Raw genomic sequence first — 25,577 nt, forward strand, 5'->3', positions numbered from 1 at the left:
GCCATGCCAATCCAGCATATAAACCTATCGAAAGGGGCCTCGGACTATCCCGAGGCCCTTTCTTCTTACGAAGGCAAAGCACCGATGTATCGCGTGCTCCTTTGGCCGCACCGCTCCCTACCCCGCGGCGGTTTCGTATTCTTCATCGCGATCACCTGCATCATGCTCACCTTCCCGCTGCTTCCCCTGATCGGCACCGCCGCTATCTGGGTCTTGCTGCCGTTTCTGGTGCTCACCGTCGCCCTGCTTTGGGTGTTCATCATGCGCAGCTACCGCTCGGGCCAGTTGGTGGAGGAACTTAGCCTTTGGCCAGACCACATGACTTTGGTGCGCCGCAACCCTGATGGTACGCGCCAAGACTGGGAGGCAAACCCGTACTGGGTCGAAGTCATATCCCACGACAAACCTGTTGAAGCGTATCTGACCCTGCGCGGCGGGCCGCGCGAAGTGGAAATGGGTGCCTTCCTAACTCCTGAGGAACGCATAGAGCTTAAGGAAGAGCTGGAAGACAAACTGCGCTTTCTCGCGGTCGAGCCGCGTTGACGGCTCAAAGCCAAGCCTTCGCTTTGCCAAACCACATTGTCTCGCTACAACGACTTACCGGCCCAGACTGACTATACGAGAAGCACCGCAGGTATGTACGATCCCAAAGGCAACGGCAAAGACAAGGCCGTCCAAACAGTCCACTTCGTCGAGGCCGAACCACCGAGCCACTTGCGCGGAATTGTGCATCGGTATCTGGAACTGAAGACTGACGGAGTGCTGCCCGAAGACTACCGCTTCCACGCCCTGCCCGACGCCTGCGCCTATGTCGTTTTCGACCAGCGCGACCGCAATATCACCGGCGTCTCCAAGTTGCGGGCCACATCCGAGGAATTCAACCTTGGACGCTCTTTCCATTTCGTGAACATCCGGTTCCTGCCTGGTGTCTGGCAAAGCAGTGTCGAGCCGGTGTCCCACGGCATGGTTGATGCGGCCTACACAGGCGAACTGCCCTTGATCGAGGTAAACCAAGAGCTTGCAGGTCGCGACTTCGCCGACCAGCAAAACACCCTAACCACACTCGTCGAAGAGCTGATCAACCGCAAACTAGTCGATGTGAACCCCGTAACCGAGAAGATATTCCAGCATCTCGACGACATTCAGTCCGTGGCAGACATGGCGGAGATTTCGCATCTATCACCGCGCCAGTTGCAACGAACGCTCAAGCGCACCACCGGTTTTGCACCGCATGATTTCCTCAAGATTCTTCGTTTACAGCAGTCGCTGAACGGGAATGACACATGGTCTTATGCAGATCAGTCCCATTTCATCCATTCCTTCCGAAAAGCGACAGGATACACCCCCGGAAAATACGCGCGAAAGTTCGATGTCTGAAATCTACAATACAGGACCACCTGCTGCTTGTTAGGTGATTGGCATAACGACAAGCAATGGAGCTGAATATGTCAAAAATGAATGCAGTTGGATGGTTCGACATCTTTGTAGACGACCTTGATCGGGCGGTCGCCTTTTACGAAACAGTGTTGGGCGCAAAGCTGGAGCAGATGGGTGACCCGACCGGCGAAACCCAAATGATGGCCTTCCCCGCCGACATGAGCGCTTACGGTGCGGCGGGCGCTTTGACGAAATCCCCTCACGCAGGCCCGGGAGTCGGCGGCACGATCGTCTATTTTATGGCTGACGATTGCGCCGAGCCTGAAGCACGCGTGGCCGGAGCTGGCGGCGTGGTCATCAAGCCGAAGTTCTCGATCGGGGAGTTCGGCTTTGTCGCCCTGTGCCAAGACAGCGAAGGCAACATGTTCGGCATTAACTCACTGAAATAGATCGGAGGGCCGCATCAAGCCTGAGCCTCAAGATCACGGGCAACACCAACAGTTGCCCGTGACGCGTTTTGTGGATGTCAGAAGGGCCAAGCCCCTAACCCAGTCGTGCCTTTACGATCGGGCCAACCGCACCGAAATCCATCTGGCCGGTGTATTTACCCTTCAGCACGCCCATGACGCGCCCCATGTCGCGGATGCTTTCGGCACCGACATCTTTGATCGCCGCAGCCACTGCTGCTTCCGCTTCTTTTTCACTCAGTTGAGCTGGCAGGAAATCCTCGATCACTTTAACCTCGGCCAGTTCGCGTTCGGCGAGCTCCAGCCGCCCACCTTCTTCGTAGGCCCGTGCGCTTTCTTGGCGCTGCTTCACCATCTTGCCAAGAATCGCCAGAATCTCGGGGTCGCCGACGCTTTTGCCGTCGACCCGCAGGGCGATATCTTGGTCTTTGATCGCAGCATTAATCAGACGCAATGTGCCCAGACGCGCGGCGTCCTTGGCTTTCATCGCTTCTTTAAGCGCGTCTGTAATGCGTGCGCGCAAATCATTGGACATAAGGTGCCTTCCCTGAAACCTTGTGAGGCGCGTCTTTTACCCAAATCGCCGTCACATCACAACCGCCGCTTTGCGCGTTGCAAAAAAGGCCCCCGCTGTGGTTGACGCCCCCCGCGCCCCCCCGTAGATATCGGCGAGTTTAAAATCAGCTTTGTGGGAGACGCTGCCATGACCTCCAAACCGACAGCCTGTCTTGTTCTGGCCGATGGCACCGTGTTCTACGGCCACGGTTTTGGGGCAACCGGCCAGACCACCGCCGAGCTTTGCTTTAACACCGCGATGACTGGTTATCAGGAAATCATGACCGATCCGTCCTACGCGGGGCAGATCGTGACATTCACCTTCCCCCATATTGGCAATACAGGCGTGACTGACGAAGATGACGAAACCGCCGACCCCGTTGCTGCAGGCATGGTGGTCAAATGGGACCCGACCCAGCCGTCCAACTGGCGCGCCACGGGTGAGCTAACCGACTGGCTAGCGAAACGCGGTCGCATCGGATTGGGAGGCGTCGATACCCGCCGCCTGACCCGCGCCATCCGCGCCCAAGGTGCGCCGCATGTGGCGATGGCGCATGACCCTGAGGGCAATTTCGATCTGGAAGCGCTCGTTGCCGCGGCGCGTAGCTTCGCTGGGCTGGAAGGTCTGGACCTCGCCAAGGAAGTCACCTGCGCGCAATCCTACACATGGGACGAGCAACGTTGGGCATGGCCCGAAGGCTTTACCAAACGCTCAACACCGGGCCACAAGGTTGTCGCCATCGATTACGGCGCGAAACGCAATATCTTGCGCTGTCTCGCCTCCGCTGGGTGTGACGTCACCGTTTTGCCCGCGACTGCAACGGCAGAAGATGTTCTGGCCCTTAACCCTGACGGTGTGTTTCTGTCGAACGGCCCCGGTGATCCGGCGGCGACAGGCACTTATGCCGTGCCAATGATCAAGGGTGTTCTGGAAAAAGATCTGCCCGTGTTTGGCATCTGCCTTGGCCACCAAATGCTGGCTTTGGCCCTTGGCGCGAAAACCATCAAGATGAACCACGGCCACCACGGCGCCAACCACCCTGTCAAGGATCTGGAAACTGGCAAGGTTGAAATCACCTCGATGAACCACGGCTTTACTGTGGACAGCCAGACCCTGCCCGAAGGTGTGCTGGAGACCCATATCTCGCTTTTCGACGGGTCAAACTGTGGTATCCGCATGGCTGATCGTCCGGTATTTTCGGTGCAATACCACCCCGAGGCCTCCCCCGGACCGCAAGACAGCTACTACCTGTTCGAGCGGTTCGCAGCGGCCATGGCGGAAAAGGCCAACGTCTCCGCTTAACCGACCCTTAACCTAGATCATCCAGAGTTCCGGTGTATATGCTGCGCCGGAGACCGCGAGATGAATGCGCCACTCAAAGCCCCTGTTCGGATCGACGCGCATTCCGATCAGCGGGTCTTTCTTGACGCGACCCTTCCTGACGGGGGTGATAGCAGCCATCCCCTGCTGGGCAAATTGCTGGTAGATCAAGGGCTTATAACTCCTCCGCAGCTGCTCATCGCCCTTGCCCTGCAAGCGCGCCAAAACGTGCCCTTGGGCGAAATCCTGATCGCGCAAGGCCATGTCGCGGAAGAGGACATCCTGCGCATTCTTGCCAAACAGCACGGCACCCATCTGGTAAATATCGAAGCTTCCCCACCTGACCCAAGGCTTGCGGCGCTCCTTGTTGCAGAGGACTGTTTGCGGCTGGGCTTCATGCCGTGGCGAAGACGCGGCGACCGCGTGGTGATCGCCACAGCCCATCCCGAACGGATTGCCAGCATTCGCGTGAAGCTGCCGCCCGAGATGAGCGATGCTAAATTCGTGCTGGCCGCCCATAGCGATGTCCAGAATGCAATCCACACCCAATACGGCGACACCCTCGCCGCGCAAGCCGAGCACCGCACAGCGCCGCAAGACAGCTGCCGAAACTGGTCAACAGGCGCGATGCGGCTCGTGTTGTTGACGGTGGCGGCACTTTCGGTTGCAGGCGCGCTTTTCGCGCCGGTATGGCTCATCTGGTCCGTCTTCGGGGCCGCAAGTCTGGCGCTGGCCCTCAACAGCACGCTCAAAGCTGCCTGTGCCGTTATCGCGCTGAAAAAGCGCCCGTACCCTGCTCCGGCGGAGGGACCTCGCCCCGCGCTCCGCCTCCCTAAAATTTCCATTCTCGTGCCGCTGTTTCGCGAGCGCGACATTGCCGGTGCCTTGGTCAAACGCCTCGCCCGCTTGTCCTATCCGCACGAACTGTTGGAAATCTGTCTGGTGGTGGAGGCCTCAGACACGGTCACCGAAAACGCTCTCACCAAAGGCGGCTTGCCCCGCTGGATGCGGGTCGTGCGGGTGCCAAAAGGTGGTGTTCAAACCAAGCCCCGCGCCTTAAATTACGCGCTGGATTTCACCTCCGGCTCGCTTGTGGGGGTCTATGACGCAGAAGACGCGCCGGATGCCGACCAGCTTCATCAGGTCGCCCGAAAATTTGCCGAAGGTGGTGCGGATCTGGCCTGCGTGCAAGGTATCCTCAGCTTCTACAACGCCAAAACAAACTGGCTATCGCGTTGTTTTTTCTTCGAATATGCGGGCTGGTTTCGGGTCATGCTAGCGGGGTTGCAAAAACTTGGCTTCGCCATCCCGCTTGGTGGCACCACGCTGTTTTTCCGCCGAGACGTATTGGTCAAACTCGGTGCATGGGACGCCCATAACGTGACCGAGGACGCCGATCTGGGCATGCGTCTCGCTCGGCGCGGATACCGGTGTGAAATGATGCAGTCGGTCACTCAAGAAGAGGCAAACAGCCATGTCTGGCCATGGGTCAAACAACGCTCCCGCTGGCTCAAAGGTTATGCGGTGACGTGGTGCGTCCACATGCGCAAGCCTGTCTTGTTGTGGCGCGAGTTGGGGACGTGGAAGTTCATCGGGTTTCAAATCCTGTTTCTCAGTACGCTCATGTCGTTCTTCTTGGCCCCCGTTTTGTGGTGGAGCTTGCTGACGTTTCTGTTCAACTGGCCGAACCCCGTGTTCGATCCGATGCCCAAAGCCTTGGTTGTGGGGGCATCTGGGTTCTTTTTGCTGGCAGAACTCGTGACTTTGGCGGTCTTTGTCACAGCCACCGCAAGTATCGCAAAACGTCCACATATCGGATGGATTCTAACCCTGCCCGTGTACTTCATCTTCGGCACGGTAGCCGCATATAAAGGACTAGCAGAGCTGCTGTTCAACCCGTTCTACTGGGACAAAACCGAACACGGCATGTTCGGCGGGGCCAGCGAAGCGTCACTCGGCATTGATCGCCCCGGCGTCGATCCGCAGCCGCGTCTGGAAGGCGATGGACAAATGGTCCCGCAGCGCCTTTGACGCCGCAGCCCCGTCCCGCGCCTCGATGGCTTGCACAATCGCCAGATGTTCCGCCAAAGCCACTTCGCCGCGCCCTTCGGCCGCCAGCGACGTCGTGGCAAGCAGCGCCATGGAGCGGTAAACAAGGTCCAACTGCTGCACCAGAAACTGGTTATGCGACGCCAGATGGATTTGCCGGTGAAACCGCCGGTTTGCTTGCGACAGCTTTGACGGGTCGGACAGGAACGCGTGGTCTTCCTCGACCATGGCGTACAGCACCTTAACCTCTTCCACGGCGGCATGTTGCGCGGCGAGTTCCGCCGCCAGACCTTCCAGCGCGGTGCGCACGGTGTAAAGCTCTGCCATCTGGTTGTGATCCAGAGATGCCACGATCAACGATCGCCCGTCGCGGGTAAGCATGGATTGGGTTTCCAGCCGCTGCAGCGCCTCGCGGATCGGGGTGCGCGATACTCCGAACCTGTCCGCCAATTCGCTTTCCACCAATCGGTTACCAGGTTTGTAAATGCCGGTGTCGATCGCGTGCAGGATCAAACCGTAAGCATCGTTGGTCGCAGGCAATTCAATCGACATTCTTCACCGTTTCCAATTTCGTCCCAACACGCTAGCCGCCCCCCCTCTTTGGTGCAAGTTATTGACAGGGCTTTCGTGGTTGCGCATTGCCGCAGTCACGCTAGGTTCTCGGACATGCCTGCTGAACACTTCTCCCACGTCCGCACTTGGGTCTTTGACCTAGACCACACCCTTTATCCGCCCGAGATGCAGCTTTTCGCCCAGATCGAAATCCGCATGATCAATTGGGTGATGACGGAGCTTGGCGTAGACCGCGCAGAGGCCGACCGACTACGAGCCAAATACTGGCGCGAGCACGGCACAACACTAGCGGGGTTGATGCGAGTGCACGGGGTGGCGCCGGATCAGTATTTGATCGACGTGCATGACATCGACTTTTCCGTTTTGGCCCCGGACCCCGAACTTCGCGAGGCCATATCAGAGCTTCCCGGTCGCAAGATCATCTACACAAACGGCACGGCGCCCTACGCAGAAAATGTGATACAGGCCAGAGGGTTGTCAGGCATATTTGATGCAATTTATGGAGTGGAACATGCAGATTTTCACCCTAAACCCGACCGTGCCGCGTTCGAACAAGTCTTCAAAACCGACGGCCTGAACCCTTCTGAATCCGCGATGTTTGAGGACGATCCACGCAACCTCGCGATCCCGCACGCCATGGGGATGCGCACGGTGCATGTGGCACCCGCCCCGCTGGTGCACGACCACATCCACCACCACACCGACGATTTGCGCGGCTTTCTGACCCAGCTGATCCGCTGACACTTGGCCTGCGCCCGCGCCACACCTAGATTGAAAGATATGAGCACAGAGATATTCATTTCCGGGGGGGGCGTCGCGGGTCTGACCGCAGCTTGCCTGTTTGGCAGCCAAGGCTTCAGCGTGACCTGCGTGGACCCTGCCCCGCCCGTAACTGAACGCGATGCCGACGGGGCAGACCTGCGCTCAACCGCGTTTCTGCAACCGGCAATTCCTGTGCTTGAAATGGCAGGTGTCTGGCACAAGCTCAGCCCCCACGCGATGCCGCTACAAACGATGCGGATTGTCGATGCGGGCGGCGAAACGGCGGAGCCGCGTTCCACGCGCGATTTCAACGCCTCCGACATATCGGATCTGCCATTTGGCTGGAACCTGCCCAACTGGCTCATCCGCCGCGAACTGGTCGCACGGCTGACAGAACTGCCAAATGTCGAGTTCTTGCCCGGCACCGCCTGCACAAAGATCTTCACGCGTTCCGCCTCTGCCAAACTTTGGCTCAGCGACGGGACAACCCGCATGGCGCACCTAGTGATTGCCGCTGACGGACGCACTTCTCTGATCCGCGAAAGTGTCGGGATCGGCGTGAAAACAACGCGTTACGGGCAAAAGGCGCTGGCTTTTGCCGTGACCCACCCGATCCCGCACGCCAATGTCTCGACCGAAATTCACCGCACAGGCGGACCGTTCACCTTGGTTCCATTACCCGACTTTAACGGCCTGCCAAGCTCCGCCGTGGTGTGGATGGAGAAAGGCCCCGAAGCCGCGCGTCTAAACGCACTGCCAGATGACGCCTTCAACGCGGAAATGTCGGAGCGGTCCTGCCACCTGTTCGGCCCGCTCGCGCTGGCGTCCAAACGCACCATCTGGCCGATTATTGCACAAATCGCGGACCGCTTTAGCGCGGAACGCGTGGCCTTGGTCGCCGAAGCTGCCCATGTCGCCCCACCGATTGGCGCGCAGGGGCTGAACATGTCTTTAACCGACCTGTCAGAATTGCTGGAGTTGAGCCACCTGCACCCGCTGGGCAGCAAAGACATGCTGGACGCCTATGACAAAAAACGGCGCTTGGCCGTGCGTGCGAGGGTCGCAGGAATTGACCTGCTCAACCGAACATCCATGTCGCAGACCGAATGGATCAGAAGCCTGCGTTCAGCGGGGATCGGGGCGATCCATGACGCCGCCCCGATCCGGAAATCTCTTATGAAACTGGGACTTGGCGCCCGATAATGACGTTAGAGAACTTCGTCCATGATCTCTTGCAACGCCGCAAGGGTGCCATCGACATCATAAAGTTTATCAAGCCCGAACAATCCGATGCGGAAGGTGCGGAAGTCATCGGGCTCGTCGCATTGTAGCGGAACGCCAGCGGCAATCTGCACCCCAATCGCTGCGAATTTGGAGCCGTTTTGCACCGCGGGATCATCCGTGTAGCTGACCACGACACCCGGTGCGCCGAAGCCATCTGCCGCCACCGAGGTGACGCCTTTGGCCTTCAATATCTGGCGCACGCCATTGCCCAATTTCCACTGTGCCTCGCGCAAGCGCTCGAAGCCGTAGTCTTGAGTCTCGATCATCGTGTCACGGAAGGCGCGCAAGCCGTCTGTTGGCATGGTCGCGTGGTAGGCATGCCCACCGCCCTCATACGTTTCCATGATGGTCAGCCACTTCTTCAGATCAATCGCAAAGCTATCGGAGGTGGTCTCGTCGATCTTCTTGCGCGCGCGCTCCGACATCATCACCAAGCCTGCGCAAGGCGTCGCCGACCAGCCCTTTTGCGGCGCCGAGATCAACACGTCCACGCCCGTCGCCTTCATATCGACCCAAGCGCAGCCCGACGCGATGCAGTCCAGCACCATCAACGCGCCAACCTCGTGGGCGGCGTCGGCCATGGCCTTGATGTAGTCGTCGGGCAGGATCACCCCGGCGGAGGTTTCCACATGCGGCGCGAAGACCACGGCGGGTTTTTCGTCGCGGATGCGGGTCACCACATCGTCAATCGGGCACGGCGCGAAGGGCGCGCGGGTGTCGTTGCCGGTCTGGCGGGCCTTCATCACGGTCGCCTCGGACGGCAAGCCGCCCGCTTCCATGATCTGGCTCCAGCGGTAAGAGAACCAACCGTTGCGCACCACCAGCGCCCGCTGGTCGCGGGCAAACTGACGGGCCACAGCCTCCATCGCGTAGGTGCCGCCACCGGGAACAAGGGCAACGCTATCGGCGTTGTAAACCTCTTTCAATATCCCCGAAATGTCTGTCATCACCTTCTGGAAGGCCTTGGACATAGAGTTGAGCGAGCGATCGGTGAACACCACCGAAAATTCGCGCAGACCTTCTGGATCGACGTTTTCGAGCAATGCGGACATGGGTAAGCCTCCTGAGTTTCAGGAGGAAATTAGGGGGGATTGTAGGGGGATGCACGGGTTAATTTCTCGAATCTTAGACCGATCTTCATGGCAAACCAGCAGATCGAAACCTGAAGATCATCAAGGATTCAAATGAAGCAATATCTACGTTTAGCAGCATTTGGCGCACAATAATGCCGTATTCCCCTGAATATATCGGGTGATGACATCATCGACTGAAAGCTAACCGCATGGCCCACACTAATCAAAATGACGATTGCGTATCCAAAAAGCCTTGGGGCGAAGTCTTAGCGCGGTCGCTCAAGCTATTCACTTTCAATGCAGCGAGCGAAGGTGGCAAGTCTTTGGGTCGCGTAGCGTTCTACATTATTCTCGGGATAATCGTGCTGCTCATCTCAACTTATATTATAGACAGCATGACAGGCTGGTTTGGCAGTTGGTTCGATTTTTGGCCTTTCAACAATGCGGCCGAGGTCGCAGTAGAACCCCAACAGCAAGGTTGGTTCAACTGGGGCGCAGACAAAGCCGTTCAAGATGCCACCGCCAATGAGGTTAAGTGGTACTGCAAGTGGAATCCTGTCTGCTAAAGCGGCCCCGCCAACCGCTCCTCGCTCAGCAGTACGTTGGCCTCCACATCCCCGACCCCCGGCAAGGTCATGATCCGGCGGCGCAACACGCGCTCGAAGTCGGACAGGTCGCGGGCGACCACGCGCAGGCGGTAATCATACAGCCCCAGCACGTGCTGCACGGTTTGCACTTCTGGGATGGCCGTCACCGCGCGCTCGAAATCCTCAAGGCTGACGCGCCCCTTTGTGGCGAGCTTCACGCCTAGGAACACCGTCACCCCAAACCCCAACGCTTCCGCATCCAGATCAACGCGGCGACCTGCCAGCACACCCTCGTCCTGCAACCGCTTGATACGCCGCCATGTAGCGGGCTGGCTGAGGCCAAGGTCACGCCCCAACGCGCCAGCACTCAACGTGGCATCCGTACTCAGCGCGCGCAGGATGGCGAAATCGGTGGCGTCCCAACTCATATCGGTAGCGTCTCTGTCGTCTTGATGGTGGCCACATGCATCAGTGCCTCCACCTCCGCGATATGCGGCAGGGTCAGGATCTGGTTGCGGTACAGGCTCTGGTAATGCCCCATATCGCGGGCAATCACCGACAGGCGCAGGTCCACACGCCCGAGGAAAGTCTGAATGGCGATGATTTCAGGGATTTTCCGCGCGGCGTGTTGGAATTCGTCAAAGGCGCGCGGCGCAGTTTTATCCAGCGTGAAGCGCAACGAGACCTCCACCGCGAAACCCAGCTTCGTCCAGTCGATCACCGCATTTTGCCCCTTGAGGATCCCCTTCGCGCTAAGCTTCTCCAACCGCCGCGCGGCAGTGGCAGGCTGCATCGCGCAGCGCTCCGCCAGTTCCGACACGGGGGCGGTCGGATCGGATTGCAAATAGCGCAACAGGCGGCGGTCAGCATCATCAAGCATGAATTTTTACTAAATCAATATCCTGACGAATACTAGTCAACATATTTCCGCAAAATACCGTCACTTCAACTCTGGCCCCTGCCCGCCAGACCAGTATGTTGGCCTCAATCGAAACCAAATCATAAGGACGCCCGATATGCGCGTTTACTACGATCGCGATTGCGATGTTAACCTGATCAAAGACAAAAAAGTCGCCATCCTCGGCTATGGCTCCCAAGGCCACGCCCACGCGCTGAACCTGCGCGACTCTGGCGCGAAAAACCTCGTGGTGGCGCTGCGCGAAGGCTCTGCCTCTATCGCCAAAGCCGAAGGCGAAGGCCTGAAGACGATGGGCATCGCCGAAGCCGCTGCTTGGGCCGACGTGATCATGTTCACCATGCCCGACGAATTGCAGGCCGAGACCTACAAGAAATACGTCCACGACAACATCCGCGAAGGCGCCGCCATCGCATTCGCCCACGGCCTGAACGTCCATTTCGGCCTGATCGAGCCGAAAGAAGGCATCGACGTCATCATGATGGCACCTAAGGGCCCAGGCCACACCGTGCGCGGCGAGTTCACCAAAGGCGGCGGCGTTCCTTGCCTTGTTGCTGTGAACAACGACGCCTCCGGCAAAGCGCTGGAAATCGGCCTGTCCTACTGCTCCGCCATCGGCGGTGGTCGTTCCGGCATCATCGAGACCAACTTCCGCGAAGAGTGCGAAACCGACCTGTTCGGCGAGCAAGCCGTGCTGTGTGGCGGTCTGGTCGAACTGATCCGTTGTGGCTTCGAGACCTTGGTTGAAGCTGGCTACGCGCCAGAAATGGCCTATTTCGAGTGCCTGCACGAAGTGAAGCTCATCGTCGACCTCATCTATGAAGGCGGCATCGCCAACATGGACTACTCGATCTCCAACACTGCGGAATACGGCCAGTACGTCACCGGCCCACGTATCCTGAAATACGACGAAACCAAAGCTCGTATGAAAGAAGTTCTGGCGGACATCCAGCAGGGTAAATTCGTGCGTGACTTTATGCTCGAGAATGCTGTTGGACAGCCAACGATCAAAGCGTCCCGCCGTGCAAACGACGAGCACATGATCGAAGAAACCGGTGCGAAACTGCGCGGCATGATGCCGTGGATCTCCGCTGGCAAAATGGTCGACAAAGCGAAGAACTAAGTCCCTATGGTTCGGCCAAGGCCGAACCATGGACAGCAATCGAAAAAGGCGCCTCGCACGGGGCGCCTTTTTCATTTACCGCTAAGGCCATGAGCACAGCGACACCTGAAAATCCCGGCCTTTTGAACTGGGTCCTCGTTATAGGCCTTGGCATCATTTGGGGCGGCGCTTTCATGTCCGTGCGCCTGTCGTTGGACGGCTTCGGGCCGTGGACAGTTGCCGCGTGGCGCACAGGTTTAGGCGGGATAACCCTTGCGATGATCGGGGCAGCCTTGGGCCAAGGCCTTCGCACCATCCCCTCTGCTCGCGCTTGGAAGTTTGCAGCCATCATCGGTTCTGGCGCGGTGGCGTTGCCGTTTGCCCTACTCAGCTGGGGTCAGCAATTCATCCCGTCGGCTTTTGCGGGCGTGGCCATGGGGGCCGTTCCGCTGCTGGTTTTGCCGCTGGTCTACCTGTTTTCCAAAGAGGAAGGCATCGGCCCCCGCCGGGTCTTGGGGATGGCGCTCGGCTTTATCGGGCTATTCATCCTTGTGGGGCCCGGTGCCGCCGCCTCGACAGGACATGAGAACGAGTGGTTGGGCCGCCTCGCCTGCCTTGCCGCTGCGGGATGCTACGCCAGCGGCTCTGTCATCACCCGCCGCGCGCCGAAAATGCCCCCGATCGCCTTTGCGACGGCAACGTTGCTGGTAGCTGCTGTCATCCTGATCCCGATTGCCGTCGTTTCAGAAGGTTGGCCGGACAGCTTTCCCCCCAAACCAACAAGCGCGTTAGTCTATGCAGCACTGTTCCCGACCGCTTTGGCCGCCGTTATTCGCGTGCGAGTGATCACCACCGCGGGCTCGTTGTTTATGAGCCTGACAAGCTATCAAGTGCCGGTTTGGTCCGTCATTCTGGGGGTGAGCTTCATGGGAGAAACCCTGCCGCCACAACTGTTTTTAGCGCTGGCGATCATCTTAGCGGGGATCGGCCTCAGCCAATCCCGCGCATTGATGACATTCCTCAGGCGGTGACGGACTGCACTGCGGACACGACGCTTCCGACAACTTGCGCCAGTTTCGCTTCATCCTCGCATTCGGCCATCACGCGGATCAGCGGCTCGGTACCGGATTTGCGAATGAGTAGACGGCCATTTCCGACCAATGCAGCCTCTGCATCTGAGATCGCAGCTTTGACCGAGGCGTCGTCGAGCGGCGCTTGCCCTTCACTGTAGCGGACATTTTCCAGCAATTGCGGGCACCGCTCGAACTGTTTCACCAAAGCGCTGGCGGGTTTGTCCAACTGCTTCATTGCCGCCAAAAATTGCAACCCCGCCACCAGACCGTCACCAGTGGTGGCGTAATCTGTCATCACGATATGGCCAGATTGCTCGCCACCCAGATTGTAGCCGCCTTCGCGCATCCGCTCGACCACATAGCGGTCACCCACATTGGTGCGTTCAAGTCGCAGACCGTGGCTTTCCAGGTGCCGCTCCAACCCCAGATTGCTCATTACAGTTGCAACCAATGCGCCCCCTTTCAGGCGACCCTCTTCCGCCCAACGGGTTGCCAACAAGGCCATCAGCTGGTCGCCGTCGGCAACAGCACCTTTTTCGTCCAGCATCATCACGCGGTCGGCGTCGCCATCAAGGCAAATTCCCACATCCGCACCATGGGCCACGACGGCTTCTGCTGCAGTCGTCACATTGGTCGACCCGCAGCCTTCGTTGATGTTGAACCCGTTCGGAGAGACCCCCACCGGGATCACCTCCGCCCCAAGTTCCCACAACACTTCGGGCGCGGTGGCATAGGCGGCCCCGTTGGCGCAGTCGATCACGACTTTTAACCCTTTCAGCGTCATGCCGTAGGGCAAGGTAGATTTCACCCGCTCATTGTAGCGGAACCGCCCGTCGTAGATGTGCTTGGCACGTCCGATATTTTGCGACTGTGCGGGAACGATCTCTTTGCCCAGCAGGGCTTCAATCGCCATCTCGTCCTCGTCCGACAGTTTGAACCCGTCGGGGCCAAAGAACTTGATGCCGTTGTCGTAATGCGGGTTGTGCGAGGCAGAGATCATCACACCAACATCCGCACGCATAGAGGTCGTCAGCATCCCTACCGCAGGCGTTGGGACAGGCGACAGCAACAGCACATCCATACCGGTGGAGGTGAACCCAGCTGTCAAAGCATTCTCGAACATATAGCCCGACAACCGCGTGTCCTTGCCGATCACAACACGGTGGCGCCCTTGGTCCTTGCGGAAATACCGCCCAGCAGCAGCCCCCAGTTTCAAAGCCATCTCTGCTGTCATGGGATAGGTGTTCGCGCGACCTCGCACCCCGTCGGTGCCGAAGAATTTCCGAGCCATAGTTGGCGTTCCTGTTTACTTGCCCGCGGATGCTGCGCGGATCTAATGATTAGGTATGAATGGCCTGCCACAGGGCGAAGGCTTGACGGTGCGCCTCTATATCATGCGCACGGATGATCTGAACACCCTGCCGAACACCTTCCAAGGCAACGGAAACCGAGCCGAATGCGCGATCTTCCGCCCGCTCGACGCCCGAAATGTTACCGATGAAGCGTTTTCGTGAGACCCCAAGCAGGATCGGACAGCCCAATGTATGAAACAAGCTCAGGCCACGGATCAGCGTGAGATTGTGCGCCTGCGTCTTTCCGAAGCCCACGCCGGGGTCAACAATGATACGATCCTTGGCGATGCCAGCAGCCTGTGCGGCCGCAACACGTTCGGCCAGATAGTCATAAACGTCGAGCAACACATTGTCGTAATGTGGGTCGTTTTGCATGGTCGCGGGGTCACCTTGCGCATGCATCAGACAGATCGGCGCACCAGAGCGGGCTGCAGTCGCCGCCATGGCGTCGTCGAAGGTCATTGCGGATACATCGTTGAGCATATTTGCCCCCGCTGACAGCGCCGCCTCTGCCACTGCGGCTTTGCGTGTGTCGATGGAGATCGGGACACTGACTCCAGCCGCCCGCAAGGCGGAGATAACCGGTGCCGTTCGCGCGACCTCTTCCGCCTCCGGCACCAGAGCCGCACCCGGGCGGGTACTTTCCCCGCCGATATCTAAAATGTCCGCCCCTTTCGCGCCCATCGCCTGCGCACGGGCAATCGCGTCCTGTGGTGCAATAAACTTGCCGCCATCCGAAAAACTGTCAGGGGTGATATTCAAAACGCCCATCACGGCGGGGCGGTCTTTTGGAAGATCGGGAAGCAAGTGCGGCGCACTCAGGGCATCCAACAAGGTGGAGGGCAAATCCCGCGCAGGCATAAGCGCGTGAGTCGCGCCGCGCTCCAAAGGTTCAACGCGGTCGAACCAAAGCGGGCCGCCATGCAACGGCACAGCATCGGCGGGAATTTTCAGGTCCGCTTGTATGATCGGTCGAAAACGGAGTGTCATGCCCGCTACCTATCCCAGCAACGGCCCCGAGGCCAACAGATCGCTCAGGGAAAGGACATCGCCCGCGCCCTGCTTCATCTCACCCACCGAAAACACCCGCGCGGCGTTAAACTCTTCCGCAAGCCAGACCGCGAGCGCGACCGCATCGCGGGTGTCCGCTTCCGGCCCATCTGTGGCGTCGAGCACCAGTTTGGACGGGGCCCAGACGCTCATCCGGTCATGCTTGATCGCCCAGTCTAATTCTGTCCGGGTTTCGACCACAACGCAGCGCCGGTCCCGTGCGGCCAGTACCCAAGCGTTTTGCTCCAGCGCCAGCAAGTCGATCCGGCGTTGCGCTGCCGGATGTGCTGCCTGTGGTGCATCGGCTTGCCCCAACGGGACGCATAAAATTACGGGCGCACCGCTGCCTTCCAGCACGTCCAGTGCCTGAGGCAACGCGCTTGAGCCGATGACGTCGTTGCCCAACAAAACAACCAACGGGGCCACATCTTCAGCAGGCGTCGTCGCCCCGCTGAGCATTTCGCGGTCACGCACGATCTCAACGCCAAGCGCACCGGGACCGCGATCCAGCTTCTCGATGCGCACGAACACCCGCGCTGCGCGTGGGTCGGCCAGAATATCCTCAGCAACCCGAGCGGCGAGTGTTTCGAGCAGGTTCAGACGTTCAGCCTGCAATTCGCGGTCAATGGCTTCGGTTATGGTGTCATAGGATAGAATTTTGTCCACATCGTCATCAACACCGCCCGCACCTGTCAGCTCGGGCAGACGCACCTCGACGACCACGTTGAAACAAATCCGTTGAAGCGTTCCACGTTCTTGCTGGAATGCGCCGATCTCTACTTCGCGGATATGGTCGCGCAGGGAGATGCGGTCGCGCAATTCGCTACCGGATGTTGCCTCCGCACGCTCAGACGGGTGCGCAAAGGCCAATCGGATATCGGAACTCATGTGGCGGGCCTTCTCGGTCGCAAAGCAGTGTCGCGCGTTGTCTAGCAGGCGCACGACAGCACACAACAGTTCATTTGCGACGCTTTTGCTGTCGCCTGCGGGATTAGGACCGTGCGTAGAAGAGATGCACGCCGTGACGTGCCGTCCGACGGAACTTAGACGCCCAACGCGGATTCACGGCAGTTGTGTGATAGAAGGTCGCCCCGCCCGCAAACTGACGCGGTGCCCCGTTTAGCATCATGCGGGCAACTTTGCCGACACGGTCAAACGCAGCAGGCTCACTGATATGCTCAGGACGGCCATCGCAGGTATAGGTGAACTGGCAGGCGTATTTACGACCCGTGCCCTGATTGATCACGCCGCACACGGTGTCTGGAAAACGCGAGGATGACACGCGGTTCAGAATAACCTCAGCCACAGCGATTTGACCCTTGAGTGTCTCGCCCCGCGCTTCGAAGTAAAGCGCTTCGGACAGGCAGCGCCATTGCGCCCCTCCTGTCGCTTTGGGCATTGCGTTCAGAGCGGACACATTCGTCACAAGACGGCCGACACCTACGCTCTTGCGCCCGAGCGGGGTCGAAATCTTGATCAGGCGTTCAGGTTGCAAGGACGCCAAGCCATCCTGTTGCACGCGTTCTGCGCGCAACAGCGCAGAATTGAACGCCAAGGAGGCCCCGGAAGATGTGGAGGCCACACCATCGGCTGACGCAGTGCCAACCGAAATAACAACGCAAAATGCGCCAACAGCTTTTAACACCGCACAACGAAAACCCATTACTCTCTGCCTTGGGGCCATACCCCGCTACAACGGCCGCCAGATAGCCGTCAGCAGTGTGACTTAAGGCCAGAGGCTTAAGGAATCTACCCATCGGGGCTTAGCCGCGTCATTTCGCCTTAATTTGGCCGAAATGACCCTAGATGTAGTGGCCCCACCTCAGAGCGGAACAAATCCGTCATCTTCGGGAAATTCGTACACGTCGTCTTCTTCAAGTGGTTTGCGAATCGCTAACTGCGCCGCCGCAAGCCTTGCAATCGGGACGCGGTAGGGCGAACACGACACATAGTCCATCCCCAAAGAGCGGCAGAATTCAATGCTATCGGGGTCGCCGCCATGCTCGCCACAGACCGAAAGTGTCAGCTTGGCACGCACGTGTCGCCCCCGCTCTGAGGCCAGCGCAAGCAGCTCCCCTACTCCGTCCTGATCCAGAGCCAAAAACGGATCTTCAGGGAAGACGCCCTGATTGACATAGGTGGACATGAAGCGGCCCGCATCATCGCGCGATAACCCGTAAGTCATCTGAGTCATGTCGTTGGTCCCGAAGCTCAGGAAGCTGGCGTGGGTGGCGATATCGCCAGCACGAAGGGCGGCGCGCGGCGTCTCCACCATCACACCGAGCCGGTATTCGAGCGTCTTGCCGGTTTCACTCATCACATCGGCCGCGACTGCGTCGATGCGGGATTTGACGATCTCGACCTCCCGCTTGGCGGACACCAACGGGATCATAACCTCCGGCACGACCACTGCGCCTTCGGAGGACGCCTCAATCGCGGCTTCAAAAATGGCGCGGGCCTGCATGTCGTAGATTTCAGGGACGGTAATCCCAAGCCGCACGCCGCGCATACCCAACATCGGATTGACCTCGGACAGATCATCCACGCGGGCCTGAACCTCGCGGGCGCTCATATCCAGCGCATCGGCCAACTCCACGATGCCGGCGCGGGTCGAGGGCAAGAACTCGTGCAAGGGCGGGTCGAACAGACGCAAACAGACCGGGCGCGGCGCCATGATGCGGAACATGTCGCGGAAATCCGCGCGTTGCATCGGAAGCAGACGCGACAAAGCCGCCGCGCGGTCCTCCGCGTCTTCGGCAAAAATTGCTTCGCGCAGCACAGTCAGGCGGTCCTCGCCAAAGAACATGTGCTCGGTCCGGCACAGCCCGATGCCCTCGGCATTAAATAGGCTGGCGACTTCTGCATCCTCTGGCGTGTCGGCATTCGCCCGCACGCCAATATCGCGCATCTCGTCGGCCCAAGTCAGTAATTCGCGGAATGCGCCGCCGATGCCAGCTTCGACCATGGGCATGGCCCCAACAAGAACCTGCCCCTTGGTGCCGTCCAGCGTAATGACGTCGCCTTCCGAAAACACTCGCCCATCAGCGCCGCGCATCGTGCGGGCCTTGGTGTTGATGTCGATATCAGTGGCCCCCGCGACACAAGGCAATCCCAATCCACGGGCGATCACGGCGGCATGGCCGTTGGCCCCGCCTCGCTCGGTCAGAATACCCCGTGCCGCATGCATCCCGCGCACGTCTTCGGGGCTGGTTTCGCGGCGCACAAGAATGCAGGCCTCGCCTTGGGCCGCAGCGGTTTGCGCAGCAAAGGAGTCAAACACCAGTTTACCCGTCGCCGCACCCGGGCTGGCGGCAATACCACGGGCGAACACGTCGCGCTTGGCTTTTGGGGAAACCTGCTGGTGAAGCAGTTCCGAAAGGGCGCGAGGCTCGATCCGCAAAACGGCATCCTCGCGCGAAATAATCTCGTCATTGGCCAGACTAGTGACGACGGCGACTTCAGCGCGCGCGGACCTCGGGGCATTCACCGCGTCGAGAATGAACAATTTCCCACCCTCAAGCGTGAACTCGATCTGCATCTCTTCGCGCAGTCCGGTCCGTGACACCTCGCCCAAGCGGCACAGCTCGTTGAAAACGTCGGGCTTGCTCTCCTGCAAAGACGGGCCACGCTTGTCCTGCGTCAGGAACATCGTGTCGTTTTCGCCGCCGCTCAACGCGTCGCGCCCTTGGCTCTGCGGCTTGTAGCGGCCAACTTCCTGCGCGTCACCGCTGTCGGAGTTGATGAACTGGATCACCCCGGAGCCGCTTTCGCCCTTGCCCATGCCAAAGGCCATGCGCTGCACCACAAGGCCCAAGCCAGCATCTTCGGGCGCACCCTTGGACATCCGTAGTAATCGGGCGGAGGTCCCCTCCCATGCCCGCGCCATGGATTTCAGCACGTTGAACAACTGCACTTCCACATCCTGCGGGAAAGCTTCGTCGGTCTCGTCTTCATAGGCGGATAGCGCGTTCTCGACGGTCAGGTTCGGAATGTCGAACATCTCGTCATCTAACCGTGCCACATCGACCGCGTAGGAGCGGATGAATTTCAGATGCAGAGCCGCAGCGGCAGTCGAGCCCAGCCGCGACGCAAAAAACGCCTCGTTGGTGCGGTTCATACCGATGTTGAGGATCGTCCCCGGCCCGCCCCAATCCGGCATCACCGGCGAAGCCCGCACCGAAAGAACCGGCCAGCTGCCGAAATGCTCCAGCAGGGCCTTGGTATCGGGCTGCTGGCCGCCTGCAATCGCGCGCACAGTCGCCGCGGAAAGTGCCACGGTGTCAGGCACTGGCATACCAAGCCGAATAAGGCGCTGCAGGCATTTCGCCCGCGCGCCGTGCAGCTTCCGGTGGACAGCAGCGGTGGGCGTAATCAGCTCAAAGTTCAAATGGTCCAACATACTGCGGCGCAGCATAGGGGAGTTAAGTGTTCAAACAAGGGCGACGCACCGGCACGCCGCAGATTTTTTGGCGGGTGTTACCCTTCGATCTTGGTCAGATCGGCCACCCCGCCGCAAATGGTGCGGATACGGTGCAGCAGGCAAAGGCGGTTGCGACGCACGATCTGGTTGTCCGAGTTCACCTGCGTGGCCTCGAAAAACGCATCAATCGGGCCGCGCAGCTTTGCCATGGCGTGCATAGCCTTCGCAAACTCGCCATCCGCCATTGCGGGCTTGATCACAGCATCAGCAGTGTCGAGTGCTGCAAACAGTGCCTTTTCCTCGTCGTTTTCGGCGAATTTCGGGTTTGGGTCCAACTCGTAGGACACGCCGTCTTTCTCCTCCTCCGCCGACAGGATGTTGTTGGCGCGTTTGAACCCCTGGATCAGGTTTTCGCCGTCGTCGGTTTTCAACGTCTCCGAGAGCGCCTCTGCCCGTTTGACCAGAAGGTTCAGATCGTCATTGCCCGGCATGGCGATGCAAGCGTCGATGATGTCATGACGCACGCCCTTGTCTTTGAGGAAGACTTTGAGACGGTCGTGGAAGAAGGAGATGAGGTCAGGAATACGTCCAAGCATCTCATCCACGACCTCATCAAGCTCCCTTTGCTCTCTTTTCGCAGGGTATTCTTCGGCAAGATACTTAGCGGACCGTATCCCATGCAACTGAAGCATGTCCGCCAGCTCCACGCTAAGATCATTCGTGACTAGCAATCTGATGACACCAAGTGCAGCCCTGCGCAGAGCAAATGGATCCTTTGAACCGGTTGGACGTTCGTCAATCAACCAGAAGCCGACGAGCGTATCAATCTTGTCAGCCAGTGCTACAATGAATGAGATCGGGCTAGTCGGAACGTCGTCGGAAGGCCCCAAGGGCGAGTAGTGTTCTTCAGCGGCCCGCGAAACTTCGTCTTCGAGCCCCGCCGCTTCTAAATAGTAACGCCCCATAACTCCTTGTAATTCCGGAAATTCATAGACCATTTCGGAACTAAGATCGGCTTTAGCCACACGTGCGGCTTTCTCAGCCAGAACCGCATCAACACCGACTGACCCAGCGAGTTGCGCAGCCAAAGCGGAAAACCGATTGATACGCTCAGCTTGAGTGCCCAGCTTATTATGAAAGGTGACCATCGCAAGTTGATTTAACCAAGCCGAACGATCGGTCTTGGATGCACGCAAATCGTTCTCCCAGAAGAACTTGCCATCTGCCAGACGCGCGGACAGCACCCGACCGTTACCAGCCAGAATGGTCGCACCGTGATCGGCGGTCTCGATATTGGCCACGGTCACATATTGCTCGATCCGGCCCGTCTTGGGGTTCTTCACCGAGAAGAACTTCTGGTGTTCCTTCATCGAGGTTTTCAGTACCTCCGGCGGCAGGTCCAAGAACTGCTCTTCGATCTTGCCCATCAACACCACGGGCCATTCGACAAGCCCTGCAACCTCTGCCAGCAATCCACGATCCTCGACCACCTCCATGCCCTGCGCGAACGCCTGATTGGTGGCCTCCGCCCAGATGTGATCCGCCCGCTCGGAGGCGTCCAGAACCACCTTGGCGCGCTTTAGCTTTGCCGCGTAGTCTTCGAAAGACGTTACAGAAAACTCCTCCGGCGCCATGAAGCGGTGACCTTGGGTCGTATTGCCAGCCTTGATGCCGTCGATATCGAGATCAACCACCTCTGCCCCTGCCTCGTCGGACAGGATGCACAGAATGGAATGCAACGGACGCACCCAGCGCAGCGTGCCAATCCCCCAGCGCATGGATTTGGGCCACGGGAAGTTGCGCACGGTCTGGTCCAGCACCTCCGCCACGATCTCCGCCGCCGGACGGCCCGGCTTGTCGATCACCGCGAACCAAACTTGGCCCTTCTTGTCGTCACGGGCCTCCAGCTGGTCTTGGGTCAGGCCGGTCGAGCGCAGGAAGCCCGCCATCGCCTGCTCCGGCGCACCCACCTTGGGGCCTTTTCGTTCTTCCTTGAGTGCGGGCGATGCGGCCAGCACCCCCTCAATTGACAAGGTCAAACGGCGCGGGGTCGAGAACGCACCGGCAGAGGCATAGGTCAGCCCTGCCTCGACCAAGCCATCGGTCACCAGTTTTTTCAGATCAGCCGCGGCCTTGCCCTGCATCCGCGCAGGAATTTCCTCGGAGAAGAGTTCGATCAGAAGATCAGGCATATCAGTTGCTTTCCGTAGGTCGTGCTGGGCATTCAGGGCCGACGGCAGTTCCGTCATAGGCCCGTTGCCCGCAATCATTGAGCTGCTGCCAGACATAGCCGCGCCCGTCTTCAAAGATGGCCACGATGCGGTCCACCCCGTATTCGATGTTTTCGCGCCCGACAAAGGCCAGCGCAGTGCCGTTTTCCAATGCTTCGCCGATTTCCTCGGCGTTAAAGCAGTCGAACCACTCTGGCGCGGTCAAAGGGATGGCCCCATCGGCCAATTCGTAGCTTTCCGTCAGCATGGAATGCGACATAGGTGTGCTGAAACAGGCGCGGTAGCGGATCGGCGAAGAGGTCGCGTCGATGGCAGTGATGGTATCCGCGATGATCCCTTCAGGCTCGCCTGTGGAAACGGACACAAGCTCCACCGCGTCCGGCGTCTCCACCTCTGCGTAGAAGTGATAGACCTGCAGGTAATACAGGCTCGCGCCGGCGATGAGTGCGATGATCATGATGGCGACCCCAATAAGCTTCCCGCTCATGCCGCGGTCTCGGGGCTGTAGCCCCCCGCCGCCGTCTGCACGAACGCGTCGGCACAGGCCACCGCCAACGTGCGCACCCGCCCGATATAGGCTTGGCGTTCGGTGACCGAGATCACCCCGCGTGCGTCCAACAGGTTGAACAGGTGGGAGGCCTTGATGCACTGGTCATAGGCCGGTTGCGCCATCACGATGCGACGGCCGGTCTTGGGATCGTCTGCAGGCTGCGCCAAGATACGGCCGCATTCCGCTTCCGCGTCCTTGAAGTGTTGCAGCAGCGTGTCCGTGTCGGCCACGTCGAAATTCCACCGCGCGTATTGCGCCTCGGCTTCGCGGAACACGTCGCCATAGGTCAACGGAATCGGCGCATCGGGATCGTTGAACGGCATCTCGTTGCCGTCATCATAACCCAGAACATACATCGCCAGACGCTCCAACCCGTAGGTCAGCTCCCCCGAGACAGGTTTGCAGTCATGGCCGCCAACCTGCTGGAAATATGTAAACTGAGACACTTCCATGCCATCGCACCAGACTTCCCAGCCCAAGCCCCACGCCCCCAACGTCGGGCTTTCCCAGTCATCTTCGACAAACCGGATGTCGTGCATCGCCATGTCGATCCCGATCACCTCAAGCGAGCCGAGATAGAGCGCCTGCAAATCGGGCGGCGAAGGTTTGATGATCACCTGATACTGGTAATAGTGTTGCCAACGGTTCGGGCTATCGCCATAGCGCCCGTCGGTTGGGCGGCGGGACGGCTGCACATAGGCTGCCGACCACGGGGTCGAGCCCAGCGCGCGCAACGTCGTGCCCGGGTGGAAGGTTCCGGCACCCACCTCCATATCATAGGGCTGCAGCACGGCGCAGCCTTGAGCTGCCCAGTAGCTTTGCAGTCGCATGATGATCTCCTGAAAGGAGCGCGGTTTTTGCAGCTTTTCGGCCATGATACTCGCCTTGATGGGTGTTTGGCCCCTCAATAGGCAACCCGTGTAAGAGGGTCAATCAACAGAACCGCCATAACAGTGCAGTGAACACGAGCTTTTCAGATGCACCTGCCGCCCTAAGTGATAACTTGCGCCAGATAAGATTCGGGGCGGCCCTTAGATCGCTCGTCGGACCAATGGGGATTTGAGTATGTCGCGCAGTGTTTTTGCAGCTTTGTTTCTTTCAATGTCGAGTGTCGCGTTTTCGGCGGCAGCCCAGTCCTGGGTGCAAGTCGAAGCCCTGCCCGATTTGCGCACGGCCCAAGAACGCGCCCGCGCCTATGGCTCCGCGCTGAAAGACGTGAACGGGTTCCGCTTGCGCTCGGGCTGGTATGCTCTGGCCCTTGGTCCGTATGGCGAAGCGGAAGCTCAAGCCAAACTGCGTGAGTTGCGCAGCGCGGGCATCATTCCAGGCGACAGCTATATTTCTGACAACCAACCCTACCGCCAGCAGTTCTGGCCGGTCGGCGCAGCCACCACGGCCACCGCTCCACAAGCTCCACAACAGCCCGAAGCAACGGCGCCAGCCCCAGAGGCTGTGGCAGAGCCAGCCGTACCTCCTGTACCCGTGGAGCTGGACGAAACCCCACGAGAGGCCCGCGCCTCCGAGGCGCTGCTCAGCCGCGATCAGAAGAAAGACCTGCAAGTCGCGATGCAGTGGTTCGGCTTCTACAAATCCGCTATCGACGGATCGTTTGGAAGAGGCACCCGCAACTCTATGGCACAATGGCAGGAGGCCAACGGCTTCACCGCCACTGGCATTCTGACGACCAAGCAGCGCGCGGCTTTGGTGGACAACTACACCAATGCGCTGGCCGCCTTGGGTCTGGGGCCAGTAAAGGAAGAAAAAGCTGGGCTGGAGCTGACTATGCCCATCGGCCTCGTCGAGTTCGACAAGTACGAATACCCTTTCGTGCAATACCGCGAGAAGAATGGCTCCGGCATCGAGGCGCTGCTGATTTCACAACCCGGCGACACGGATACTCTGTTTGGTCTCTATGAGATCATGCAAACGCTGGAAATCGTGCCGCTGGAAGGCGAGCGCTCCAAGGGGCGTCGATCATTTACTCTGACTGGCCAGAACGAAGAAATCCAGTCCTACACCTATGCCCGCTCCGAGGGCGGTTACGTCAAAGGCTTTACACTAGTCTACCCTCCGGCCAAGGCAGCCGACATGGCGCGAGTAATCGAGATTATGCAAGACAGCATGGTCATAACCGAAGGCACCCTAACGCCGGACCTGTCCAACGCTGCGAACCAAGGCTTGGATTTGTTATCGGGCTTGGACGTGCGCACGCCAAAGCTGGCACGCTCCGGCTTTTATGTTGACGGGCGCGGCCACGTGTTGACCACAGCGGAAACCGTCGCCTCTTGCGGGCGCGTCACATTGGATGACACCTATGAGGCGACCGTCAAAGCAACCGGAAACGGGTTGGCTCTTTTGGAGCCGACAACAAGCCTTGTGCCGCTGAACTACGCCCGTCTGGCGAGTGCAATCGGACGCCTGCACGCTCCAGTTGTTGTGGCAGGCTACTCCTACGAAGGTGCGCTGGATGCGCCCACTCTGACCTATGGGTCGCTGGAAGACCTGAAAGGGCTTGGCGGTGAGGCGGAATTAAAGCGGCTGGACCTAGCGGCCCTACCCGGTGACGTTGGCGGCCCTGTGATGGACATGACAGGCGCGGTGACCGGCATGCTGGTTGACCATGACGTGAATGGCAAGTCCTTGCCCAGCGCTGTGCGGTTCGCGCTGAAAGCCAGCGAACTTGCGACGTTCCTGAGCGAGAGCGGCGTGGTCGCAGCCGCATCGGACGGGACGGCAGAGCTGGATGCGGAAGACTTGGTGGTTCTGGGCACGGATATGACCGTGCTGGTGGGCTGCTGGGAGTAGCCTCAAAACGGTGGCGAAACAGATAGGGGC

General features: G+C 59.3%; 24 protein-coding genes. 11 read left to right on the top strand and 13 right to left on the bottom strand.

Features of this window, described 5'->3' with window-relative positions; translation table 11 throughout:
• The first annotated feature begins 3 nt into the window (after positions 1-3).
• The 3 genes from BM352_RS14200 (at position 4) to BM352_RS14210 (ending at position 1,826) form a co-directional block, all read left to right on the top strand.
• Positions 4-543 carry a DUF2244 domain-containing protein gene (locus BM352_RS14200; protein WP_090218055.1) on the top strand — a complete coding sequence of 180 codons (540 nt, stop codon included), beginning with the start codon at positions 4-6 and terminating at the stop codon, positions 541-543.
• A gap of 93 nt (positions 544-636) precedes the next feature.
• Positions 637-1,377: a helix-turn-helix domain-containing protein gene (locus BM352_RS14205; protein WP_090218057.1), complete on the top strand. Its 741-nt coding sequence runs from the start codon at positions 637-639 to the stop codon at positions 1,375-1,377.
• Between the two features lie 68 nt (positions 1,378-1,445).
• Positions 1,446-1,826, top strand: coding sequence for a VOC family protein (locus tag BM352_RS14210; RefSeq protein WP_090218059.1), 381 nt, complete (start codon positions 1,446-1,448; stop codon positions 1,824-1,826).
• A 94-nt stretch (positions 1,827-1,920) separates the two neighbouring features.
• On the opposite strand, the gene BM352_RS14215 is transcribed toward BM352_RS14210, so the two are convergent.
• Positions 1,921-2,379 (bottom strand): GatB/YqeY domain-containing protein, encoded by a 459-nt coding sequence (locus BM352_RS14215; RefSeq protein WP_090218062.1) that lies wholly within the window; start codon positions 2,377-2,379, stop codon positions 1,921-1,923.
• A gap of 168 nt (positions 2,380-2,547) precedes the next feature.
• On the opposite strand from BM352_RS14215, the gene carA reads away from it, so the two are divergent.
• Both carA and BM352_RS14225 read left to right on the top strand, forming a co-directional pair.
• Positions 2,548-3,702, top strand: coding sequence for a glutamine-hydrolyzing carbamoyl-phosphate synthase small subunit (gene carA / locus BM352_RS14220; RefSeq protein ID WP_090218064.1), 1,155 nt, complete (start codon positions 2,548-2,550; stop codon positions 3,700-3,702).
• Positions 3,703-3,762: 60 nt separating this feature from the next.
• Positions 3,763-5,751 carry a glycosyltransferase gene (locus BM352_RS14225; protein WP_090218066.1) on the top strand — a complete coding sequence of 663 codons (1,989 nt, stop codon included), beginning with the start codon at positions 3,763-3,765 and terminating at the stop codon, positions 5,749-5,751.
• Here the strand turns inward: BM352_RS14225 and BM352_RS14230 are convergent.
• Positions 5,671-6,321 (bottom strand): GntR family transcriptional regulator, encoded by a 651-nt coding sequence (locus BM352_RS14230; protein WP_090218068.1) that lies wholly within the window; start codon positions 6,319-6,321, stop codon positions 5,671-5,673. The two genes, BM352_RS14225 and BM352_RS14230, sit on opposite strands and share 81 nt — an antisense overlap.
• A 114-nt stretch (positions 6,322-6,435) precedes the next feature.
• Between BM352_RS14230 and BM352_RS14235 the strand changes: the two genes are divergently transcribed.
• Positions 6,436-7,083, top strand: coding sequence for a pyrimidine 5'-nucleotidase (locus BM352_RS14235; protein ID WP_090218071.1), 648 nt, complete (start codon positions 6,436-6,438; stop codon positions 7,081-7,083).
• A gap of 39 nt (positions 7,084-7,122) precedes the next feature.
• Positions 7,123-8,307 carry a UbiH/UbiF family hydroxylase gene (locus BM352_RS14240; RefSeq protein ID WP_175500698.1) on the top strand — a complete coding sequence of 395 codons (1,185 nt, stop codon included), beginning with the start codon at positions 7,123-7,125 and terminating at the stop codon, positions 8,305-8,307.
• Positions 8,308-8,312: 5 nt separating this feature from the next.
• Here the strand turns inward: BM352_RS14240 and BM352_RS14245 are convergent, their stop codons facing one another.
• Positions 8,313-9,440: an aminotransferase class V-fold PLP-dependent enzyme gene (locus tag BM352_RS14245; RefSeq protein WP_090218075.1), complete on the bottom strand. Its 1,128-nt coding sequence runs from the start codon at positions 9,438-9,440 to the stop codon at positions 8,313-8,315.
• 230 nt (positions 9,441-9,670) lie between these two features.
• Here BM352_RS14245 and BM352_RS14250 point away from each other — a divergent pair, with 230 nt between their 5' ends.
• Complete coding sequence (locus BM352_RS14250; protein ID WP_090218076.1) at positions 9,671-10,027, top strand: hypothetical protein; 357 nt, start codon at positions 9,671-9,673, stop codon at positions 10,025-10,027.
• Here the strand turns inward: BM352_RS14250 and BM352_RS14255 are convergent.
• Positions 10,024-10,476, bottom strand: a complete 453-nt coding sequence (locus tag BM352_RS14255; RefSeq protein WP_090218079.1) for an Lrp/AsnC family transcriptional regulator — start codon at positions 10,474-10,476, stop codon at positions 10,024-10,026. The genes BM352_RS14250 and BM352_RS14255 overlap by 4 nt on opposite strands.
• Complete coding sequence (locus BM352_RS14260) at positions 10,473-10,928, bottom strand: Lrp/AsnC family transcriptional regulator (RefSeq protein WP_090218081.1); 456 nt, start codon at positions 10,926-10,928, stop codon at positions 10,473-10,475. The genes BM352_RS14255 and BM352_RS14260 overlap by 4 nt, the downstream gene beginning before the upstream one ends.
• Before the next feature lie 136 nt (positions 10,929-11,064).
• On the opposite strand from BM352_RS14260, the gene ilvC reads away from it, so the two are divergent.
• Together ilvC and BM352_RS14270 are read left to right on the top strand one after the other, a co-directional pair.
• Positions 11,065-12,087 carry a ketol-acid reductoisomerase gene (ilvC, locus tag BM352_RS14265; RefSeq protein ID WP_090218083.1) on the top strand — a complete coding sequence of 341 codons (1,023 nt, stop codon included), beginning with the start codon at positions 11,065-11,067 and terminating at the stop codon, positions 12,085-12,087.
• 89 nt (positions 12,088-12,176) lie between these two features.
• Entirely contained in the window at positions 12,177-13,097 is a 921-nt protein-coding gene (locus BM352_RS14270; protein WP_090218085.1) for a DMT family transporter, read from the top strand.
• Here BM352_RS14270 and glmM read toward each other — a convergent pair.
• The 8 genes from glmM to BM352_RS14310 all read right to left on the bottom strand — a co-directional run bounded on the left by glmM (position 13,087) and on the right by BM352_RS14310 (position 23,617).
• On the bottom strand, positions 13,087-14,430 hold the full coding sequence (gene glmM, locus BM352_RS14275; RefSeq protein WP_090218087.1) for a phosphoglucosamine mutase: 1,344 nt from the start codon (positions 14,428-14,430) through the stop codon (positions 13,087-13,089). The genes BM352_RS14270 and glmM overlap by 11 nt on opposite strands.
• A gap of 49 nt (positions 14,431-14,479) precedes the next feature.
• Positions 14,480-15,481: a dihydropteroate synthase gene (gene folP / locus BM352_RS14280; protein WP_090218089.1), complete on the bottom strand. Its 1,002-nt coding sequence runs from the start codon at positions 15,479-15,481 to the stop codon at positions 14,480-14,482.
• 9 nt (positions 15,482-15,490) lie between these two features.
• Positions 15,491-16,429: a dihydroneopterin aldolase gene (locus BM352_RS14285; protein WP_090218091.1), complete on the bottom strand. Its 939-nt coding sequence runs from the start codon at positions 16,427-16,429 to the stop codon at positions 15,491-15,493.
• A 103-nt stretch (positions 16,430-16,532) separates the two neighbouring features.
• The gene (locus tag BM352_RS14290; protein ID WP_090218094.1) at positions 16,533-17,204 is read right to left on the bottom strand and encodes a cell wall hydrolase; all 672 of its coding nucleotides are present in this window, start codon (positions 17,202-17,204) and stop codon (positions 16,533-16,535) included.
• Between the two features lie 159 nt (positions 17,205-17,363).
• Entirely contained in the window at positions 17,364-19,940 is a 2,577-nt protein-coding gene (locus tag BM352_RS14295; protein WP_090220303.1) for a putative PEP-binding protein, read from the bottom strand.
• 77 nt (positions 19,941-20,017) lie between these two features.
• A complete protein-coding gene (glyS, locus tag BM352_RS14300) occupies positions 20,018-22,153 on the bottom strand; it encodes a glycine--tRNA ligase subunit beta (protein WP_090218096.1) in 2,136 nt (711 codons plus the stop codon).
• 1 nt (position 22,154) lies between these two features.
• Positions 22,155-22,679, bottom strand: a complete 525-nt coding sequence (locus BM352_RS14305; protein WP_090218098.1) for a DUF6446 family protein — start codon at positions 22,677-22,679, stop codon at positions 22,155-22,157.
• Complete coding sequence (locus BM352_RS14310; protein WP_090218100.1) at positions 22,676-23,617, bottom strand: glycine--tRNA ligase subunit alpha; 942 nt, start codon at positions 23,615-23,617, stop codon at positions 22,676-22,678. Before BM352_RS14310 ends, BM352_RS14305 begins: the two co-directional genes overlap by 4 nt.
• A 190-nt stretch (positions 23,618-23,807) precedes the next feature.
• On the opposite strand from BM352_RS14310, the gene BM352_RS14315 reads away from it, so the two are divergent.
• A complete protein-coding gene (locus tag BM352_RS14315) occupies positions 23,808-25,547 on the top strand; it encodes a serine protease (RefSeq protein WP_090218103.1) in 1,740 nt (579 codons plus the stop codon).
• Positions 25,548-25,577: the final 30 nt, after the last annotated feature.

The sequence above is a fragment of the Litoreibacter janthinus genome (assembly GCF_900111945.1).
In the GTDB taxonomy this organism is placed as follows: Bacteria; Pseudomonadota; Alphaproteobacteria; order Rhodobacterales; family Rhodobacteraceae; genus Litoreibacter; species Litoreibacter janthinus.